The organism is Streptomyces sp. DH41 (genome assembly GCF_029813785.1).
GTDB lineage: Bacteria > Actinomycetota > Actinomycetes > Streptomycetales > Streptomycetaceae > Streptomyces.
This window is the reverse complement of sequence record NZ_JARVKY010000008.1, coordinates 249,000-268,771: the sequence shown is the minus strand read 5'-3', so window position 1 is coordinate 268,771 and position 19,772 is coordinate 249,000. Positions and strand designations below refer to the sequence as shown.

Below are 19,772 nucleotides of genomic sequence, written 5' to 3'. Positions count from 1 at the left end.
GAGTTACGTGACGGCCAGACTCTCAGCACCAACGGCGGGCGCTACTTCGTCTGACCGGCCTGTCCGCCTTCGCATCGACACCGCACCGACGCCGCACTGGAGCACGAATGAGCATCGAGGACGACGTCACGGCCCCGGCCCACGTCCTGGTGGTGGGCGCCTCCGCGTCCGGACTGACCACCGTCGAGGCACTGCGCCGCAAGGGCTACGAGGGCCGGATCACGGTGCTCGGCGACGAGCCGCACGCCCCGTACGACCGGCCCCCGCTGTCCAAGCAGGTGCTCTCCGGCGCCTGGAGCCCGGGCCGGGCCGTGCTGCGCGGACAGGAGGTCCTGTCGGCGCTGGACGCCGAGTTCGCCCTCGGTGACCCGGCGGTCGGACTGAATGCCGCGTCGCGTACCGTCCGCACCGGATCCGGGCGGGAGTGGGGCGCCGACGCGATCGTCGTCGCCACGGGAGTGCGCGCCCGCCACCTGCCCGGTCAGCAGGCGCTTACCGGCGTCCACGTACTGCGCACCCTCGATGACTCGCTCGCCCTGCGGGCCGACCTGCTCGCCGCCACCCGGCTCGTGGTCGTCGGCGAGGGTGTGCTCGGCTCGGAGATCGCGGCCACCGCACGGAGCCTGGGCCTCGATGTCACACTCACCGGCCCCCTGCCGGCACCGATGGCCCTTCAGGTTGGCCCGCTGGTCTCGGAGGTCCTCGCCGACCTGCACACGGACCGAGGCGTACGGCTCCGGCTGGGCACCGGGGTCACGGGTCTGACGGGGGCGGACGGCCGGGTCACCGGTGTGCGACTCGGCACCGGCGAGGTGCTGCCGGCCGACGTGGTGGCCGTCGCCATCGGCGCCGTCCCGGCGACGGACTGGCTCGCGGACAGCGGGCTCGAACTGGACAACGGTGTGGTGTGCGACTCCCGATGCCGGGCGGAGGAGGGGATCTACGCCGTCGGCGACGTGGCACGCTGGCACCACGAGCACCTCGGCCGGCTGGTCCGCCTCGAGAACCGTACGAACGCCACGGAGCAGGCGATGGCCGTCGCCGCCAACATCCTCGGCCCGGAACAGCCCTACTTGCCGGTGCCCTACTTCTGGACCGACCAGTTCGACGCCAAGATCCAGGTGCACGGATTCCTCCCTGTCGATGCCGAAGCGGACGTGGTCGAGGGCGATCTGCCGGCCCGCCGCTTCGTCGTCCGGTACCGCAGCGAGGGCAGGGTCACCGGTGTCCTCGGCTGGAACATGCCCAAGCAGACCCGCCTGCGCCGTCAGGAGATCGTCGACGCCCTCGACGCCTCCGTCTCCACCAACTGAAGCACCAGGAGCAACCGATGAAGGTCGTCGTCGACGAGGAGAAGTGTGTGGCCGCCGGGCAGTGCGTGTCCGCCGCCATGGACGTGTTCGACCAACGCGAGGAGGACGGCATCGTCGTCCTGCTCGACGAGCACCCCCCGGCGGAGTTGGCCGATGACGTGCGCACCGCCGCCGCGGTCTGCCCCGCGCTGGCGATCCGCATCGAGGAATAGACCCATCAGACCCTCACCGCTGGAGGAAGACCCATGGCGGACACCCACACCCGGACCGACCCCGACGAGCAGCTCTACTTCTATCAGGACGACCGGGACCCCAAGTGCCCCTTTGCCCCACCACCCGGGCTCCGCGCCCTGAACGACAAGGCTCCCGTCTCCAGGGCGCGCATCTGGGACGGCAGTACCCCGTGGCTCGTCACCGGCCATGCCGCGCAGCGCGCGATCCTGTCCGACCCGCGGGTGAGCTCGAACGACAAGCTGCCGGGGTTCCCGTACCCGAACCGGTCCATGGCCGAGACGGCCCACCACCACCCGCTGACGATTTTCAACGCGGACGGGGCGGACCACACACGGATCCGCCGCATGATGACACGCCCCTTCACGCGCCCCCGGATGGAGGCACTGCGGCCGCAGATCCAGCAGTTCACCGACGAGCTCATCGACCAGATGCTGGCGGGCCCGAAGCCGGTGGACCTGGTGACCGCCCTGTCGCTTCCGCTGCCCTCGCTGATGATCTGCGCGCTGCTCGGGGTGCCGTACGAGGACCACGACTTCTTCCAGGAGCACGCATCCCTCGCCACCAGTGGTGACAAGTCGGCCGACCAGCAGAAGGGGGCGAACCAGTCGCTCGGCGGCTACCTGGCCGCCCTGCTGCAGAAGAAGATGGAGGAGCCCGCCGAGGACGTGCTCTCGGACTTCGCCGCGCGGGTCAAGGAGGGTGACCTCACCCTGCCCGAGGCCACCATGCTCTCCATGATCCTCCTGATCGCCGGTCACGAGACCAGTGCCACCATGATCACGCTGGGCACCGCGCTGTTGCTGGAGAACCCCGACCAGTTGTCGCGGCTGCGCGCGATCGAGAACACCAAGGACGCCGCCGGCGCCGTCGAGGAGCTCCTGCGGTATCTGACGGTCGCGACGTTCGGGCAGCGGCGCATTGCGGCCGAAGACTTCGAGTTCGAGGGTGTGCAGATCAAGGCCGGCGACGGCATCGTCGTCCCGCTCCCCGCCGGCAACTGGGACCCCGAGGCCTTTCCCGAGCCGGAGAAGCTGGACCTCACTCGTAAGGCGACCCACCACCACGCCTTCGGTTGGGGCATTCACCAGTGCCTGGGCCAGCAGCTCGCCCGTATCGAGCTGGAGGTCGTCTACGGCACGCTCTACCGACGCATCCCGACGCTCCGTCTCGCCGTCGACCGCGACGAACTCGAGTTCCGTCCCGCCGACGCGCTCGCTTTCGCCGTCAAGAAGCTGCCGGTGACCTGGTAGTGCGACATACGGGTGCCACCTGACGGGGCGCCTCGCCGGTCCCGTTCGCACCGAGCGGGACCGGCTCCCGAAACTCGCGTCCGCAGTACAACAGGAGTCAGGAATGAGTGAGTTCAGCTTCGAAGGCCGCGTTGCGGTCGTCACCGGTGCGGGCCGGGGGATCGGCCGGGCCCACGCCCGCCTCCTGGCGGAACGCGGGGCGAAGGTTGTCGTCAACGACCTGGGCGGATCCATGGAGGGTGAGGGCGCCGACGTCGGGCCCGCGCAGAAGGTCGTCGACGAGATCATGGCCCTCGGCGGCACGGCCTGCGCCGACACTCATGACGTGTCCACCCCGGCGGGCGGCGAGGCGATCATCGGTACCGCCCTCGAACAGTTCGGCCGCGTCGACGTCCTGGTCAACAACGCCGGGATCATCCGGTACGCCGGCCTGCCCGAGATCGACGCGGAGAACCTGGAACGTCATCTCGCCGTCCACCTCCTCGGCTCGTTCAACACGATGCGTGCGGCTTGGCCGCACTTCGTCGAGCAGCGGTACGGCCGGATCGTACTGACCACCTCCAGCGGCATGTTCGATCTGGACAACAACCTGTCGTACGCGGCCGCCAAGGCGGGAACGATCGGCATGGCACGCAGCGCGAAGCTGGCCGGTGAGCCGCACAACATCAAGGTCAACCTGATCGCGCCGGCCGCGATGACCCGGATGGGCGGCGGCCCCGACGCCGACGACGCCGAGCCCGTCGAGGGGATGCTGCACATGCCGGCGGCGGCGGTCGCCCCGATGGCGGCGTACCTCGCTCACGAGAGCTGTCCCGTGAGCGGGGAGGTGTTCACGGCCGGAGCCGACCGTTTCGCGCACCTCTTCCTCGCCTCCACCGAGGGGTACGTCCACCAGGACGGTCTGGCCACCGTCGAGGACGTCGCGGCGAACTGGGACCCGATCAACGACGAGAAGGACTACTACGTGCCGACCGACCTGATGTCCTGGTCCGGCGCGTTCCTGAAGCACCAGTTCCCGGGCAGCTGAGCCGCTGTGCCACCCGCGGTGTATTAGCTGGCCATGCCCAGCCCGTCGCTGGGCCCAGGGAGGCGCACGACAGCCGGCCCTCATGCGCGGGCTACATGAAGGACCGCCCTCGGCGGGGCGGTGGCCGCCGTCCTCGCGAGCCGGTTGCCGGCAACGGAAGCCGCGGCCGCCGTCCCGACGGCTCCGCACCGCGCCGCAGGCGGACATCGTCGGGTCCAGGAGTGAGGACAACAGTGCCGATTTCCTCGGCGCCTACGGAAGCCGCCTGGCCCGTACTCCCACCCTGGGCCAGCTGGCCCGCGAGGGCGTGCGTTACGGGAACCGCTTCTCGATCCCCCCGGCCTGTGCGCCCAGCAAGCCGGCAATCCTCACCAGCGGGTACGAGGCGGCCCTGGGCCCCGGCCACCAGAGGCGTGCCGTCGCGTCGGTGCCCAGTTTCGGCAGCGGTTCGCCCTCCAGCTTCGCCAAGCGGGTTACTGGTGCACGGAGCAGGGACTGCCGAAGCGCAACCCGGACCACAACACCGACATGACCCGGACCGGCTACCACGACACCCCCGGTGACCGGCGGCGTCGCCCTGGACCGGAGCCCCCGTTCTTCGCTCTGCCGTGATCGCTGACCACCCATGAGAACTGCTCGTTCCGTCCCGGGGCGGGCGAGAGCCCCCGACCCGGGCGTCGTTCCTCCCTGCAGCCCGACACCCGGTCATGCGGTTGGACCCCACTGCGTGAACCAGGTGGCCAAGGGCGAGAGGGCGGCCCCCCTGCCGGATGTCGCACGGGTGCTTGCAGCCCGGGTGTCACTCAGCGGGGACCCGGGGGCAGCGCCGTCCCGCTACAGGCCTCCTCAGCAACTCCCTGAGTATGAGGTGGCGTTGTATCGTCAGGATCGCGGCGAGATCGAGGCCCTGCCCGACCGGCAGCCGGCACGGGAACCGGCGGCCGCGCGGGCGAGCCGGTTCGTATGCCGGCGGGATGTCGTCGAAAACGAACCCGTCGGATGGGTGTCGTGGAGGTGCCGACGGCCATCGCAGTGTGTCGTGGTGCTTCGCATCCCGCTGGCCTTCGTCGTGTAGGCGGAGCCACCTCGGCCACCGAGCCGACGTGAGCCCGTGGGCCCACCCGGCCAGTGCCACTCCCTGCACGAAGGCAGGGCCGTGGGGGGCATGGGCTCTCCCACGGCCACGGGAGCAACCCTGTGGGCTGATCAGCAGGGGGTCAGGCGGCTTGCCCCGCGTCGATCGCGTCGACAGGCCGCACCTTCGGAATGGTCGCTATCAGGAGGGTACCGATCGCACACGCCCCCGCCACGAGGAGGAAGGCGTTGGTGAAGCCGGAGTCACGGTAGAACTGGGTGCCGTGGGCGATCACGCCGTCTTGGGACATCATCGTGAACACGAGCTGGGTGATGACCACCTGCACCACGCCTTGGACCAGCGACTGCGAGCCGTTGGCGAGTGCCTGCTCCTTCGGGTCGACGGACTGCAGCACCATGATCGGCGCGATGGAGACGACCAGACCCATGCCGGGGCCGACAAAGACGCCCCACAGGACGAAATGCCATTCGCTGTGGTGCCACTGGGATCCGATCGCGTACCCGATCGTGGTGAGGGCACCGCCGAGTGCGAGGAGGAGACGGGTGTCGAACCGGCGGGCGAGTTTGCCGGTCAGGACGGCCACGACGATCACCAGAACACTGAGCGGTGCGCTGACCACGGCGCTCTTGGTGACCGACCAGCCCAGCCCGTCGGACGTACCCGGGATGTGCGGCATGAGGGTGAGCAGCATGATGGCGGTGCCCACCGCGTAGGTCGCGCCGGCTGCGACCGAGGTGGCCAGGAACACGGACCACACCCGGCGTCGTTTGATCAGGGAGAGGGGCACGAGGGGATGGGCCGTCCGGCTCTCGTAGGCGACGAACACGAGGACGGCCACGAGCCCCCCTCCGATCCACAGAAGTGACTTGTCACTGGTCCAGCCCCAGTGGGAACCCTCGCCGATGGCGTAGACGATGGCGGTGAGGCCGCCGCCCAGCAGCAGGCCGCCCATCCAGTCCATTCGGGTCTCTCTTTCGCGGACCGGGCTCTCGGAGATGAAGATGATCTGAAGGACCAGACAGACGGCGGCGGAGCCGGTGATGAACCACAAAGCGGCGCGGAAACCGTTGGTGTCGAGGAGCCAGGCGGAGAGGAACGGGCCGACGAGGCCGACGATGCCCGCGCTCGCGGCGAGCACACCGCTGGCTGTGCTGACCAGGCGCTTGGGGAACACGTCTCGCGCGAGCGCATAGGCGAGGAAGGCCGAGGGGGCGTAGACACCGGCCATGACACGTCCGGCCACGAGCATCTCGTAGTTGGTCGCCAGGGCCGCTATGACGTCACCGAGGACACCGAAAGAGGTCACGGCGATCAGCGTGCGCTTCTTGCCGTACATGGCCGCGGCCTTCATCGCGAAGGGCGTCATGAAGGTGCCGATCAGGGCGGAGCCCAGGGTGAACCACGCGATGTGCGTCGTCTGGAAGTGAATGGCCACTTCAGCCTGGGCGTTGCCGGCGAGCAGCCCTGTGATGGGGTTGAGAGCGACGGTCCACAGCAGGGTGACGAGGGCCAGGGCGTGTTTGGCGGAGAACGTGGAATCACCGGATTCGGTGCGCGGGGTGGTTCGTGGGGAAGACACGGTCTACCTTTCCGGCACAGTGTGACCGTTGGCCCGGGCCTGCTCGCCCGGGGGTTTCGGGTTTGACCGGCTGTCGTGCCAGGCAGGGCCTGGCACGACAGCGATGCGCGGTGCCATGGGGCACCAGCCGTCGGACTCTGGTGCCGTCGTGCTTCACAGGTTCTCGGTGAGGGCGTCGCTCAGTCGGCCGTCAGGGAGGCTCCGCCCGAGCGGGCGACCGTGCCGAGCCAGCCGAGACTGGGCTTGGGCCGGCGTTCGAAGGTCTCGCGGTCGACGGCGATGAGCCCGAAGGTCGGCTCCCAGTGCCCCCACTCGTAGTTGTCCAGTGCGCTCCAGTGGAGGTAGCCGCGCACGTCGACGCCGTCCTGGGCGGCCTGGATCAGGTGGCTGAGGGCTTCCCGCGTGTACTGGATGCGGCGTTCGTCGTCGGCGGTGGCGATGCCGTTCTCGGTCACGAGGATCGGCAGTCCGGTGCTCTCCCAGGCGTGGCGGACGGCGATGTCGAGGGCGTCCGGCCGGTAGGCGGCGCCGGTCAGCGTGTTGTCGGGATGGTCGGGGTGGGGCACGATGCCGTTCGCGTCGACCTGCTGGGAGGAGTACGACTGCACTCCGACGAAGTCGTCGCCGGCGGACCCTTCCAGATACAAATCCTCGGCGGCGTAGCGGACTTCCCGCAGCTTGTCCTCGTTGCCCGGGGTCGCGGTCAGCGCCTGGTTGGCGATGGTCCATCCGACCTTCGCTCCGGTCCGTTCCCGCACGATGTCGCGCACGGCGTGGTGCACGGCGACGAAGCGGTGCCCGTACTTCGGTTCCGGCACCGGCAGGTTCGCGGCGATGCGCTGCCGCTCGGCCTCGCCGTCGACCGTGGGGCTCTTCCACTCGGTGACGTCACCGGACCGCATGGCGTCCTGGAGCATGGTCATCATGGCCAGCATGTTCGGCTCGTTGATGGTGGCCACCCACTCGACGCCGTCCAGGATGCGGGTGACCACCTCCACATAGGAGACGAAGCGCTCGACCGCCTGGTCGCCCGTCCAGCCGCCTTCCTCGGCGAACCACCGGGGGCTGGAGAAATGGTGCAGGGTGATCACGGGCGTCAGGCCGAGTTCGAGGGCTGTGTCGATCATGCGTCGGTAGTGGGCCAGCTCGGCTCGGGAGAATGCTCCCGGACGCGGTTCGATCCGCGCCCACTCGATGCCGAACCGGTAGGCGTTCAGACCGGCGTCCGCCAGCAGCCGCATGTCCTCGCGGTAGCGGTGGTAGCTGTCGACGGCGTCACCGGAAGGCTCCATGCCGGGTACGAGCAGTTCTCGGGCCCACCAGTCACTGTTGATGTTGTTGCCTTCCGTCTGGTGGGGTGAGGTCGCAGCCCCCCACAGGAAGTCGTTACGCAGTCGGCTCATACTGTTTGTCCTTTCGTGAACGGTCCGAAGAGTGTGCCGTCGAGGACGGCTCGCCCGGCCCCCGTGCGTGAACCGGCCGGCGGCGTCGACCGGCCTCGGGGCTCGGTGACGCTCTCGGCGCGGAGCGCAGGTGAAAGGCCACGGCATGCGGAGACCCGCGCGGGCTGCCTGCGTGGCCGGCGGGTTACGCAGGGGCGTGGAGGGGGGCAGAGGGACGGCCGTTCCGCGGCTCGGTGGCCGTCCCTCTGCCGCTCCGCTCGCGACGGGGAAGACGGGCGACCGTCAGGCCGGCATGGGGACATCGGAACCGTCGGTGGCCGTGGCGGACTTGTCGGTGACGCCGGGCAGGAGCTGGTCCGACGAGGTGACGGTCAGTATGAGGCTGACCGGGACGCATCCCTCCGCCTTCGCCTCGAGGGTGATCGTGCCGGTGCCGGTGGGACGGACGACCGCGAGGGCGCGCCCGTCGAACGTGTGCCGGAAGCCGTGGTGGAAGGTCTCCTCGGTGACCGGGGCTCCACTGCCGAGGCCCTGGAGCGTGCCGCTGCCCGATACCGTCACGCGCACCTCTCGGTCGCGGGTGTTGTGGACAACGCCGGCGCCGTCGGTCAGGGCGACCGTGACGAAGGCGATCTCGGCGGTGCCGGCCAGCAGTTCGTGGCGGTCGGTGGTGAGGGTGAGTTCCAGGGCGTCATCGGCCGGCGTCAGTGACGTGCGTCCGGTCTCCATGCCCTTCCGGTAGGCGACCGCGACCAGCTTGCCCGGGCGGTAGAACGTCTCGAAGTCTGCCTGGAAGGCGCGCTCGGTGCCGACGGGACGGCGATCGACGACTTCGTCGTCGAGGAGGAGTTCGACCTCGTCGGCGTCGGCGTACACCTCGACGTGTACGGGCGCTCCTTCGAAGCCGGGCCAGGTCCAGCTGGAAAGGGAGTCGCTCCAGGACCACGGGGTGGCCACGGCGATCGCCCCGTGGCGCTCTGGGCGCCGTACGGCGATGTAGGGCTCGGAGCGCAGGCCGAACACGATTTCCCTGTAGTACGACACCGGCCGACGGTGTCCGGTGAGGTCGAGGTCGCCGCAGTAGGCCGTGAGCCCCGGGTAGGGGGTCGCGAAGCCCTGAGTGCCGTCGGCGGCATCGGGATACTTGACGACCCCGATGCCGGTCTCGCCGAGGTAGTCCAGCCCGGTCCAGGTGAAATCGCCGATGACGTGCGGATACTTCTTGACGAGGTCCCAGTTGCGGTCGATGACGGTGGGCCAGGTCTCGGTACCGACGATGACGCGGTCGGGGAAGAGCTCGTGGTCGAGGGCGTACCGGGACTCGCCGTAGTTCATACCGGCGACGTCGAGGGCCGCGAACGACTCCTCCGTGCGCTCGCTGACCATGGGCGAGGCCGTGATCTGGCCCATCATCTCGCCGATGGCGTTCATCATGCCGTTGACGCCCTCGGCGGACTGCTCGTCGCTGGCGGCACCAGCAGCCTCCGCCCGCCGTTTCGCCATTCCGTCCACGACGAGGTCCAGTACCGACACGAAGCCATTGATGCCGTTGGTCACCAGACGCGTGCCGTCGAGAGCGCGCAGCTTCTCCGCGAGTCTCCTGCTCCACCGGCCGCCGTCCGGGCTGCCTGTCTCGGGTATCTCGTTGCCGATGCTGTAGAAGATCACGCTGGGATGATTGAAGTCCTTGGCGACCATCGCCTCCAGGTCACGCTCCCACCACTCGGGGAAGTCCGCGGAGTAGTCGAAGTCGCTCTTGCCCTGGGTCCACATGTCGAAGGACTCGTCCATCACGTACATGCCGAGCCGGTCGCACGCGTCGAGCAGGGCACTGCTCGCGGGGTGGTGGGAACTGCGGATCGCGTTGAACCCGGCCGCCTTCAGCAGTTCGACCTTGCGCTCCTCCGCACGCCCGATGGCCGCGGCGCCGAGCGGGCCGTTGTCCCCGTGCAGGCATGCCCCGCGGAGTTTGACCTCGGTGCCGTTCACGCGCAGGCCGCGTCTGGCGTCGACGCGGATGGTGCGGATACCGAACGGGATCGTCACCTCGTCGACCGTCTGGTCGCCGTCACTGAGCCGGACGCGGGCGAAGTACCGGCTGGGGGTCTGCGCGCTCCACAGGCGGGGCCGGTCCACGAGCAGGCGCAGGCGTGCCGTCTCCTCGTCCGCCGGCAGCAGCGTGACCGGGGCACTGCCGTGCGCGGTCTCCACTCCTTCCCCGTCGGTCACCACCGCCGTCAGGCGCAGCGTGGACGTCACCGGTCCCGCGTTCCGCACTCGGGCCGCGATCTCGACGACCGCGGTCTTCTCGTCGACATCGGGCGTCGTGACGCGCACGCCGTCGACGGCCAGGTGCGCCGGGTTCTTGACGATGAGCCGCACGTCACGCTGGATGCCGCACCCGGCGTACCAGCGGCTGTCCAGATGGGTCCGGCACGACACCAGCAGCTCGTTGTCGGCACCGAACCTCAGGTGCGGATCGACGCGGACCACGAACCGTGAGTAGCCGTTCGCGTGGCGGCCGGCGAGTGCCCCGTTGACGGAGACGACTGCATCGCGGTACACGCCGTCGAACTCCAGGAACACGAGCATGCCCCGGTACTCCTCGGGCACGGTCAGCACCTTGCGGTACTCGAAGGCGCCCCCGTCGAAGTAGCCGTTGGTGTGTCCCTGCGGGGCTTCCGCGTGACGTTCGGTGGAGATCAGCGCGTCGTGCGGCAGTGTCACGGGCGTCCAGTCCGTGCCCGACGTGCCGCCCAGTTCCTGGAACGGCGTCACCCTCCTCCGGTAACTCCAGCCGGAATTGAAGTCTTCGTACGTCACCGTGTCTTTCCCTTTCACCGAACGCCCGGGACCAGGGCCGGGCTGTTGAATTCACCGCAGGGCGTGATCATGCCGTCGGTGATGTCGAGCGAGGGTGGCCACCGTTTGCCCCCCCGGGTGCGCAGAACGGGGCTGCCCGTCTGCGGAACGGTGACCACCCGGTCAACTGCGGCCGGCACTCCGGAAGCAGGAGGTCACCCGAGAACCGAGGTGGTCGATGGTGCTGGGCCCGACAGGCCGTGGCTCGTTCGCGTCGTGAGCCAGGTCATAGCCCGTTCACCGACAGGTCGAGCACATGGTGACGGTGGTGAGCCCCCGTGGTCGGCATCCGGTACCCGGACCGCTCACGGCCGTCAGTGGAACCACGAGATCCGTCGACGTGCGGTGCTGCCCGGCCGATGACCGGCACGCGTCCGAGGGCATCGCGTGACCGCAGTGACCGCAGTGACCGCAGTGACCGCAGTGACCGCGCGATGGCGATGACTGTGCCCGGTTGCTTCGTCGCGGGTCGGCCCGGCGCGGTCGGAGATGGGTGACAAAGCGTGACGCGAACGTGGCTGCATGGCGGCTCCTTCATGGTGACCATCGCCTGCGTGAGGTGAAGGCCGCGCGGCATTGGTATCACGCGATACCTGCCCTTGAACAGAGGTAGCGCGCGATACCTGGCCGTTCGGTTACAGTCTGATCGGATCCACGGGGGCGGGCCGTCCGTCCCCACGTCGCGAAAGGCTTGGACGAGGATGTCGCGAAGCCCCCGACCTCCGACCGCCGCAGATGTGGCATTGCGCGCAGGGGTGTCACGCGCCACGGTGAGCCACATCTTCAACGGCCGGGAGGGGCGCTTTCCCGAAGAGACCCGGGCCCGCGTCCGAGCCGCCGCTGAGCAACTGGACTACCGCCCGTCGCCTGCCGGGCGCAGCCTCGCCACGGGGCGAAGCGACACCATCGTCATCGTCATGCCGGAAACCACGTTCGGGCAGAACTTCCAGGACGCGCTCGACCGTCTGGCCGACGACGCTGCCGGTATCGGCGCGAACGTACTGATGAGGTTCGCCGGTGCGGACCCGGAGAAGACGGTCACAGCTCTGCTGAAGCTGCGACCCTGCGCCGTGGTCGATTTCGGGGCCCTCGACGGAACGGCCCGCGACCGTCTCGGGGCGCAGGGAGTGCCCACCGTTCCCCGTCTCGACGTTTCACTGCGCGAACCGTCCGCGAACCCCAACGTCGAGATCGGTGAACTCCAGGTCGCTGAACTGACGCGGTCGGGCAAGCGCCAGATCGCTTACGCGGCGGTCAGCGACGGCCGCGCCGACCCCTACGGTTCCGACAGGTACGCCGGCGTCAAGACGGCGTGCGCGCGGCGGAATCTGGCGGAACCGCCGCTCATCCGGGTCTCCACGAACCTGGAATCGGCGACAGCCGCTCTACGGCAACTGCCCCAGGACGGGCCGCTCGGCATCGCCGCCTACAACGACCAGGTCGCCCTCGCAGTGCTGGCCGCGGCCGCGCGGTTGCAGATGCGGGTTCCCTCCGTACTGGCTGTCGTCGGAGTCGACGCGACGGACGTCGGCCAGCTGTGGACGCCGCGCCTGACCACGATCGCGGTCGACATGCGCGCCTTCGTGGACGATGTCGTGGCTGAACTGGCCGACGCGATCGCATACCCGGTTGCGGAGGAGGGGCGACCCGATCGGGAGCTGTTGCGAGTCGTCCCCGGTGAGACGACGTGAAACCGTCGGGAGCGTCGCCCGTCGGCCCGCGAGGACGTGATCGCTTCGCCGGGTACTGCGAAGAGGTGGGTACGGGCCGGTGGCCGCGACAAGTGCTGCGCCGAGCGGGGTTACCCTCTCGACGTGACACGACGCCTGTCTGACGAACCGCCGGCCGGCAACCACGGACGCAAGGTCGCCACTCGCAACCGGGCAGCCCTCATCGCCGCCGCCCGGGACATCTATGCGGAGCACGGGCTGGATGCGCCGCTGTCCGCGATCGCGCGTCGGGCCGGGGTCGGGCAGGGTGTGTTGTACCGGCACTTCCCCGACCGGGCCGCTGTGGTGACCGCGGTACTGGAGGAAAACGTCAGGCAGGTCGAGCAGGCAGCGATGGCGGAGGGCTCGGACATCGAGAGGATCCTCGGTGTGCTGACCTGGCATGTGACCGAGTCGACGGCCTTCCTGGGCATCTTGCCCGCGCAAGGGGCAGCCAGCCGCTCCGGTGCCCCCGCGTATGCCGCCGCACTGTCGGAGAGTGTCGAACAGGCGGTGCGGGCACGCCTGTCGGACGACCACCGGCTCGCTGCTCGTCCTGATGACTTGATGATCGCCATTGCCATGGTCTCCGGGGCCGTCACCGGCCCCACCCGCGAGCACCGGGAGCGCCGGGCCCGGGCGGCCTGGCGGTTGCTGGGCGTCGCGGTGGGGCCGGTACAGCCATACGAAGAGTGACCGAGGTGTAGGCGGAAGGCGAAGACTCCACGGGCCAAGTCCTGCGGATCATGAGTACTGCTCAGCTGCCGAGGAGACCTCTGGCGCACCGTCCGTGGAGGTGTACCGCTCGCCGGGCCGCCGATGAGTGACACGGGGCGGTGCCGAGGCGACGAACGGGATCGCCGAGGCGTGCTCCTCCGGCTGCGACACGCGGCCGAGGTCGACGAAGTGCGGGCCGAGTGCCGTGGGGCCGTACCCGTCAGGCATGCGGAGGAGGTGAACTCGGCCGTCACGGACGAGCGCGCGGCCAGGGCGGGGCGGGTGCCGGAACCCGCACCTCCACCCAGGGAACGGGTCGTAGCGCTGACGAATCGGTCAGCCCTGCAGTGGGAGTGCCGTCAATCTGTCGTCTCCTCTTCCTGCTTGACGTCGGATGATGGTGCGAGCATCCGCGTGAACGTCTCGGCGATGGCGACAATGTCCACGGTGGGATCGTGCATCCACTGAAGCTGCAGGCCGTCCAGGATCGCCAGCACCGCCCTGGCCAGGTGAGCCGCCGGCTGGTCAGCCCGGATGACGCCGGCTCTTTGCTGGTCCACCATGTCCTCTGTGATCTCGGCGGCGAGCGTGCGGTACCGGTTCTCGAAGTAGCTGTGCGCGGGGCTGTCCGGATCGGTGGCCGCTGCCGTCAGCGTGACGTACAGTTTGGCCAGTCCGGGGTGATCGATGATATGACGGGCGGTCGTCGCTGTGCCGGCGACACTGCTGTTGGCTTCGGCGACAGCATCGACGGAGGCCGCCTTGCCCACCATGTCCCGCCGCTCCAGCACGGAAAGCAGGAGTTCGTCCCTCGTCGGGAAGTAGTACGTCAGGGCTGGCTGTGTCACCCCGACCCGATCGGCGATGTCCTGCAGGGAAGCTTTCTCCCCGAACTCGTCAATGGCCTCATAGGCGGCTTGGAGAATTCGTTCCCGGCGCTCGGCACTCTTGCGGTAGGGGCCTCGGGGCTTTCGCTGATTCGTCACGCGTGAGACCGTACTTCACCCTGCGGACCGAAAGCAGGCGCGTGCCCTGCGGCCCTGCAGGGCCAGTCGTGCCAGCTGACGCGGAACAAACCGAAAGAACATCGTACGACGCCGGCGTGCCGGCATGGTGATGTGAGCCAACCTCGCGAGGGCACGCCGTGCGATGACACCTCGCAGGGGTGTGGCCTCATGGGCTCAGCACCACGGTCACCAGCGAGTTGGCCTCCAGCAGCGCGCCATCGGTCAGCGCAGTCTCACGCGTGATGAGCGGGCGAGGGTCGAGGATTCCCGTGCCGAGCGTCCGCACTGCGCCGCTCCACCCGACAGGGGAGGCGACGGACGCACCACGGATGGTCAACCGGCGCAGCGACAACTGCACCCGGTCCAGAAGCGTCCCGGGTGGGAACAATCGGGTGAACACGACTCGTGCTTCGCTCGCTGCAAGCAGACAGGAAGCCTGGGCGGCTTCGGTACTGCCCGTCGTTTCCACCACGACCGTGAAGGTGTCCTCCAGCCGCGCGGCGTCGAGGCTCGAGCAGTGCTTCGTCGCTCCCAGCGCGACGGCGAGCGCCCCTCGTTCCGGAGAGGCATCCACCACGACGAGCTCGGCAGGAGACGCAGCGGCGAGCAACTGGACCAGGAGGAGGGCGCACACACCCGCCCCCAGAACGACGATGCGTTCTCCCGGCTTCGGCGCCGCCGCTTCGAAGGCCGTCATGGCGATGGCACCGGAGGACAAGAGGGCAGCGGACCGAAGATCCGCGTCGTCCGGCAGGAGATGGAGATCTTGCTCCCAGACGATCACATGCCCCCACAGTACGGGTGCGATCTCCCTGGACAACGTGTACGCGGCAGGCCCCGCCTCTCGCAGTCCAGACCCGGAACCGACGACCGCAGGGATCGGCGAGTCGGTAGGCGCCACCGTCTTGCGTCCGACCAGTCGTGCGCTCACGCCGGAGCCCACTGCCACCACATGGCCGGCCCAGCCCCGTTCCGTGAGAGGGAGTGCCGAACTGTCTGTGCTCGGGGGTCCGCCGAGTCGGCCGTTGTCCGCTCCGGACAGCGCGACGGTGCGCACGGCGACGACGACCTGTCCCGGGCCGGGGCGCGGCGTCTGCCGGCTCTCGACGCGCCAGGCGCTGGACGAGACCGGGCGGGCACACCAACTCGTCGGCAGCAAAGCACTCGTCGTCATCTCGCGCTCACCCGGCCTCCCGCGCTGTCCTGCTGTCTCGGCTGTCCGATCCCGCCCCTCCCGGGATCAGCCCATTGCGGGATTGCCGTAGTAGGCACCGGGGCCGTGTTTGCGGGTGTAGTGGCGGTCGAGCAGATGCTGCGGCGGGTTCCCGGCCCCCAGCGCGAGGGTGTGGACGGCCATCTCCGCCACCGCCTCGCAGATGACCGCGTGTTCCAGGGACTTCGTGGCGGTGGGCCCCCAGGTGAAGGGGCCGTGGCAGGACACCAGCGCGCCGGGCACTTCGACGGCACGCTGGTCACTGCCTCCCAGGAGATCGACGATGACCTGACCGGTATTGAACTCGTAGTCGCACTCGCACTGCTCCGGCGTGAGGTCGGCGGTGACCGGGACCGGGCCGTTGAAGGTGTCGGCGTGCGTGGTCCCCAGGACGGGAATCGGCCGCCGGGCCTGCGCGAAGGCGACGGCGTAGGGGGAGTGGGTGTGTGTGACGCCACCAATGGACGGAAACGCCAGGTACAGGCTGCGGTGCGTTTCGGTGTCGGTCGACGGCCGCAGGTCGCCTTCCACGACCCGGCCGTCCTCAAGTGCGACAACGACGAGGTGCTCCGCGGTGAGTTCGTCGTAGGGGACCCCGGACGGCTTGATGACGAAAACCCCCGCGTCGCGGTCGACCCCGCTGACGTTTCCCCAGGTCAGTGTGGCCAGACCGGCTTCGGGTATGCGAAGGTTCGCCTCCAGGACCTCGCGCCGTAGCCGCGGCGGGACGGCGCTGGGGAGCGGACGTACGCCTATGGTGCTCATACGGTGTCTTCCTGTCGGGATCGGGGAAGTGCGGGCCGGCCCGGAGACCGGACGGTCACAGGCCCTGGGCGAGTCGGTGGTAGGCCTGGCCCCAGCGCAGCTCACGGGCGAATCGGCGGGTCGTGGTGTCGCCATCGATCACGGCAAGCTCGACGTGCAGCATCTCGGCCAGGTCGTCGAGTTCCTCCGTGCCCAGCGCCGAGCTCAGCACGGTGTGATGAGGGGCTCCGGCCGTCAGCCAGGACTCGGTGGAGGTTCGCAAATCCGGGTGCGGCCGCCACACGGCCCTCGCGACGGGCAGCCGCGGCAGCGGCTCCGGAGGCGGGACGACGTCGATCGTGTTGGCCACCAGCCGGAACCGGTCGCCCATGTCCGCGAGGCCGACGACCACGGCCGGGCCCGGCTCGGCGTCGAAGACGAGACGGACGGGGTCCTCACGGCCGCCGATGCCCAGCGGGTGGATCTCGCAGTCCGGCGTCCGCGCGGCGATGGACGGGCAGACCTCCAGCATGTGGGCGCCCAGGATCAGCTCCTCGCCCGGCACCAGGTGATAGGTGTAGTCCTCCATGAAGGAGGTGCCCCCGGGCAGGCCATCGGCGGCCACCTTCAGCGTGCGCAGCAACAATGAGGTCTTCCAGTCGCCTTCGCCGCCGAACCCGTATCCATCGGCCATCAGCCGCTGAACCGCGAGCCCGGGCAGCTGCCTCAGTCCGCCGAGGTCCTCGAAGTTGGTGGTGAAGGCCCGAAAACCGCCGTCCACGAGAAACTGCCGCAGGCCGGCCTCGATCCGCGCGGCGTAGCGCAGGGAACTGTGACGTTTTCCTCCTGGACGCAGCTCGGCAGCGAGCCGGTACCGATCCTCGTACTCCTTCATCAGGGTGGTGACCGAGGCGTCGTCCACCTCGTCCACGACGGCGACGAGGTCGTTGACTCCGTATGTGTTGACCGACACGCCGAACCGCAGTTGCGCCTCGACCTTGTCGCCCTCGGTGACGGCCACGTCCCGCATGTTGTCCCCGAATCGGGCGAGCCGGAGCGAGGACAGCTCCGCCCGGCCGCACGCCGCCCGGGCCCAGGCGTCGACGCGACGGCCGACCTCGGGATCGGAGACGTGTCCCGCCACCGTCTTGCGGGCGACCCCGAGACGGGTCTGGACGAAGCCGAACTCGCGGTCGCCGTGGGCAGCCTGGTTGAGGTTCATGAAGTCCATGTCGATGGACGACCAGGGAAGTTGGCGATTGGCCTGCGTGTGCAGATGCAGGAGTGGCTTGCCGAGGACGTCGAGGCCGGAGATCCACATCTTGGCCGGCGAGAACGTGTGCATCCAGGCGATCAGGCCGATGCACGCGTCCGACGCGTTGGCGTCGAGGCAGACGCGGCGGATGGCGGTGGCGTCGGTGAGCACCGGCTTCCACACGACGCGTGCGCCCTTCCCCAGGTGTTCGGCCAGAGTGGCGCAGATTTTCCGCGACTGATCGGCCACCTGCGCCAGGGTGTCGACGCCGTAGAGGCTCTGGCTGCCGGTGAGGAACCAGATCTCACGCTCGAACTGGGCGGACATGGCAGTCGTCTCCTTGTTGAGGGTCGATTGCGGCGACGGACGCCGCTGGTACAGGAGGCGGTGGGTCAGAGCAGGCCGGAAGCGGCCGCGGTCCGTGCCTCGTTGCGCTGGCGGCGCAGGCGGTGCAGGAGCGGTTCGCTGCCCGTGCCGAAGAGATCGTGCAGGTCACGGTAGGCGGCGAACAACTGGTCGTACGCCCCGGCTCGGTCCGGATCAGGTAGATAAGCGTGACGGCGCATCCTGCCCATCGCCGCGGCCGCGGCACGTACGTCGGGGTGGCCGCCGGCGGCGACGGCCGCGTGGATGGCGGCACCCAGGGCAGGGCCCTGCTCCGACTCGGCCAGGGACACGGGGCGTTGGAGCACGTCGGCGTAGATCTGCATGAGCAGTGCGTTCTTCTTGAGCCCGCCCGCGACGACGAATTCGGTGACCGGCACCCCGCTGCTCTCGAACGCCTCCACGATGACGCGGGTGCCGAAGGCGGTGGCCTCCAGCAAGGCGCGGTAGACGTCTTCCGGCCGCGTGTCCAGGGTGAGGCCGACCAGGACACCCGAGAGGTGGTGATCCACCAGGACCGATCGGTTGCCGTTCATCCAGTCGAGCGCGACCAGGCCGTGGGCACCGACCGGCTGCCCGGCACACTTCCGGGTGAGGAGGCTGTGCAGATCCTCTTCGTTATCCTCCGCCTCGGCCAGGTAGTCGGCGGGCACCCCCTGACGCAGCCACCACGCGAAGATGTCGCCGACCGCGCTCTGACCGGCTTCGTAGCCGTAGGCACCGTCGATGATGCCGCCGTCGACGACACCGCAGATCCCCGGCACGCCGGCGAGCCGGTCACCGTTGAGGACGTGACAGGTCGAGGTGCCCATGATGGCGAGCAGTTGACCGCTCTCCACCGCTTGGGCTGCCGGCGCCGTGACGTGCGCGTCGACGTTGCCCGCGGCCACCGCGATGCCCGTCGGCAGTCCGGTCCAGGCCGCCGCCTGGGCGGTCAGCGAGCCCACTCGGCTGCCGAGGGCGGCCAGCGGGTGCTCCAGGCGGGTGCGGGCGAAGTCCGCGAAGTCGGGGTGCAGCGCACCGAGGTACTCCTCGGACGGGTAGGAGCCGTCCTGGTGGATGCCCTTGTAGCCCGCGGTGCAGGCGTTGCGGGACTCCTCGCCGGTGAGCTGCCAGACGATCCAGTCGGCGGCCTCGATCCACCGGGCGCAGGCGCCGTAGGTGTCAGGGTCCTCCTCAAGGACCTGAAGTGCCTTCGCGTACTGCCACTCGGCGGAGATCTTCCCGCCGTAGCGGTTGATCCACGGCTCCTTCCGCTCGTGGGCGAGAGCGTTGATGCGGTCGGCCTGGCCCTGCGCGGAGTGGTGCTTCCACAGCTTCGGCCAGGCGTGCGGCTGGCCGGCGTACTCCGGTGTCAGCGCCAGCGGTGTGCCGTCCGGGAGCGTGGGCAGCACCGTGCATGCGGTGAAGTCCGTGGCGATGCCGATCACCTGGGCCACGGGGACACCCGCCTGCGCGAGCGCCGCGGGCACGGCCTCGCGCAGGACGTCACGCCAGTCCTCCGGATGCTGCAGTGCCCAGTCGGGCGGCAGGGGGACGTCGTGGCCGGGCAGACGTTCGTCGATCACGCGGTGCCGGTACTCGTGGACGGCCGAACCCATTTCCTGTCCGTCCCGGACTCGGACCACGACAGCACGACCGGACAGCGTGCCGAAGTCGATGCCCACGGTGTAGTGCTCGGTCGCCTCACGGGATGGGGATTGCGGCTCGTAGGAAGCAGACATGGGCTTCTCTCAGTCGATGGAGGGCCTGGCGGAGGCGGGAACAAACAACTGGGCCATCACGTGAAGCACGGCTGCGAACTGTCGCGAAAATGTAGCAGTCAAAAAAATTCGCGACCAGTGTTCGCGTAACAGGTCGTGTGACGGGGAGGGAGGGGCGGCACGGGTGAGCGGACCGAGGTCTCGGCGCTGGTCCTGCTCAGGAACCACGCATGTTCCGGTGGCAGGTCAGGACCTCACGAGTCACGCTGCGCCTGA

The 19,772-nt window shown here is 69.2% G+C and carries 16 protein-coding genes; 7 read left to right on the top strand and 9 right to left on the bottom strand.

From position 1 onward, the window contains the following. Positions 1-107: 107 nt before the first annotated feature. The 5 genes from QC283_RS16370 (at position 108) to QC283_RS39595 (ending at position 4,356) form a co-directional block, all read left to right on the top strand. Positions 108-1,313 (top strand): NAD(P)/FAD-dependent oxidoreductase, encoded by a 1,206-nt coding sequence (locus QC283_RS16370; protein ID WP_279562241.1) that lies wholly within the window; start codon positions 108-110, stop codon positions 1,311-1,313. Between the two features lie 17 nt (positions 1,314-1,330). After that, positions 1,331-1,525, top strand: a complete 195-nt coding sequence (locus QC283_RS16365; protein ID WP_279562240.1) for a ferredoxin — start codon at positions 1,331-1,333, stop codon at positions 1,523-1,525. Positions 1,526-1,558: 33 nt separating this feature from the next. Beyond that, complete coding sequence (locus QC283_RS16360; RefSeq protein WP_279562239.1) at positions 1,559-2,797, top strand: cytochrome P450; 1,239 nt, start codon at positions 1,559-1,561, stop codon at positions 2,795-2,797. A gap of 103 nt (positions 2,798-2,900) precedes the next feature. Continuing rightward, positions 2,901-3,824 (top strand): SDR family NAD(P)-dependent oxidoreductase, encoded by a 924-nt coding sequence (locus QC283_RS16355; protein ID WP_279562238.1) that lies wholly within the window; start codon positions 2,901-2,903, stop codon positions 3,822-3,824. Positions 3,825-3,906: 82 nt separating this feature from the next. Continuing rightward, positions 3,907-4,356, top strand: a complete 450-nt coding sequence (locus tag QC283_RS39595; RefSeq protein WP_443032610.1) for a sulfatase-like hydrolase/transferase — start codon at positions 3,907-3,909, stop codon at positions 4,354-4,356. Positions 4,357-5,041: 685 nt separating this feature from the next. Here QC283_RS39595 and QC283_RS16350 read toward each other — a convergent pair. The 3 genes from QC283_RS16350 to QC283_RS16340 form a co-directional block, all read right to left on the bottom strand. Next, the gene (locus tag QC283_RS16350; protein ID WP_279562237.1) at positions 5,042-6,499 is read right to left on the bottom strand and encodes an MFS transporter; all 1,458 of its coding nucleotides are present in this window, start codon (positions 6,497-6,499) and stop codon (positions 5,042-5,044) included. A 179-nt stretch (positions 6,500-6,678) separates the two neighbouring features. After that, a complete protein-coding gene (locus tag QC283_RS16345; RefSeq protein ID WP_279562236.1) occupies positions 6,679-7,902 on the bottom strand; it encodes a glycoside hydrolase family 1 protein in 1,224 nt (407 codons plus the stop codon). 282 nt (positions 7,903-8,184) lie between these two features. Beyond that, on the bottom strand, positions 8,185-10,725 hold the full coding sequence (locus QC283_RS16340; protein ID WP_279562235.1) for a glycoside hydrolase family 2 protein: 2,541 nt from the start codon (positions 10,723-10,725) through the stop codon (positions 8,185-8,187). A gap of 740 nt (positions 10,726-11,465) precedes the next feature. Between QC283_RS16340 and QC283_RS16335 the strand changes: the two genes are divergently transcribed. Both QC283_RS16335 and QC283_RS16330 read left to right on the top strand, forming a co-directional pair. Next, complete coding sequence (locus QC283_RS16335) at positions 11,466-12,455, top strand: LacI family DNA-binding transcriptional regulator (protein WP_279562234.1); 990 nt, start codon at positions 11,466-11,468, stop codon at positions 12,453-12,455. 123 nt (positions 12,456-12,578) lie between these two features. Further along, positions 12,579-13,169, top strand: coding sequence for a TetR/AcrR family transcriptional regulator (locus tag QC283_RS16330; RefSeq protein WP_279562233.1), 591 nt, complete (start codon positions 12,579-12,581; stop codon positions 13,167-13,169). A gap of 48 nt (positions 13,170-13,217) precedes the next feature. Here QC283_RS16330 and QC283_RS16325 read toward each other — a convergent pair whose 3' ends face one another. From QC283_RS16325 to QC283_RS16300, 6 genes are all read right to left on the bottom strand, one after another. Continuing rightward, a complete protein-coding gene (locus tag QC283_RS16325) occupies positions 13,218-13,418 on the bottom strand; it encodes a hypothetical protein (protein ID WP_279562232.1) in 201 nt (66 codons plus the stop codon). A gap of 131 nt (positions 13,419-13,549) precedes the next feature. Next, positions 13,550-14,176 (bottom strand): TetR/AcrR family transcriptional regulator, encoded by a 627-nt coding sequence (locus QC283_RS16320; protein WP_279562231.1) that lies wholly within the window; start codon positions 14,174-14,176, stop codon positions 13,550-13,552. A 187-nt stretch (positions 14,177-14,363) separates the two neighbouring features. Beyond that, entirely contained in the window at positions 14,364-14,981 is a 618-nt protein-coding gene (locus QC283_RS16315) for a zinc-binding dehydrogenase (protein ID WP_279562230.1), read from the bottom strand. 456 nt (positions 14,982-15,437) lie between these two features. Then, entirely contained in the window at positions 15,438-16,175 is a 738-nt protein-coding gene (gene araD / locus QC283_RS16310; protein ID WP_279562229.1) for an L-ribulose-5-phosphate 4-epimerase AraD, read from the bottom strand. A gap of 55 nt (positions 16,176-16,230) precedes the next feature. Next, on the bottom strand, positions 16,231-17,736 hold the full coding sequence (gene araA, locus QC283_RS16305; RefSeq protein WP_279562228.1) for an L-arabinose isomerase: 1,506 nt from the start codon (positions 17,734-17,736) through the stop codon (positions 16,231-16,233). 65 nt (positions 17,737-17,801) lie between these two features. Next, positions 17,802-19,517, bottom strand: coding sequence for a ribulokinase (locus tag QC283_RS16300; RefSeq protein WP_279562227.1), 1,716 nt, complete (start codon positions 19,515-19,517; stop codon positions 17,802-17,804). Between the last annotated feature and the right edge of the window lie 255 nt (positions 19,518-19,772).

Excerpts from the sequence above, each read along its gene's own strand:
- QC283_RS16355 (WP_279562238.1), top strand. The coding sequence starts at position 2,901 with ATGAGTGAGTTCAGCTTCGAAGGCCGCGTTGCGGTCGTCACCGGTGCG.
- QC283_RS16360 (WP_279562239.1), top strand. The coding sequence starts at position 1,559 with ATGGCGGACACCCACACCCGGACCGACCCCGACGAGCAGCTCTACTTC.
- QC283_RS16365 (WP_279562240.1), top strand. The coding sequence starts at position 1,331 with ATGAAGGTCGTCGTCGACGAGGAGAAGTGTGTGGCCGCCGGGCAGTGC.
- QC283_RS39595 (WP_443032610.1), top strand. The coding sequence starts at position 3,907 with ATGCGCGGGCTACATGAAGGACCGCCCTCGGCGGGGCGGTGGCCGCCG.
- araA (WP_279562228.1), bottom strand. The coding sequence starts at position 17,736 with ATGTCCGCCCAGTTCGAGCGTGAGATCTGGTTCCTCACCGGCAGCCAG.
- QC283_RS16300 (WP_279562227.1), bottom strand. The coding sequence starts at position 19,517 with ATGTCTGCTTCCTACGAGCCGCAATCCCCATCCCGTGAGGCGACCGAG.
- araD (WP_279562229.1), bottom strand. The coding sequence starts at position 16,175 with ATGAGCACCATAGGCGTACGTCCGCTCCCCAGCGCCGTCCCGCCGCGG.
- QC283_RS16325 (WP_279562232.1), bottom strand. The coding sequence starts at position 13,418 with ATGCCTGACGGGTACGGCCCCACGGCACTCGGCCCGCACTTCGTCGAC.
- QC283_RS16370 (WP_279562241.1), top strand. The coding sequence starts at position 108 with ATGAGCATCGAGGACGACGTCACGGCCCCGGCCCACGTCCTGGTGGTG.
- QC283_RS16345 (WP_279562236.1), bottom strand. The coding sequence starts at position 7,902 with ATGAGCCGACTGCGTAACGACTTCCTGTGGGGGGCTGCGACCTCACCC.
- QC283_RS16335 (WP_279562234.1), top strand. The coding sequence starts at position 11,466 with ATGTCGCGAAGCCCCCGACCTCCGACCGCCGCAGATGTGGCATTGCGC.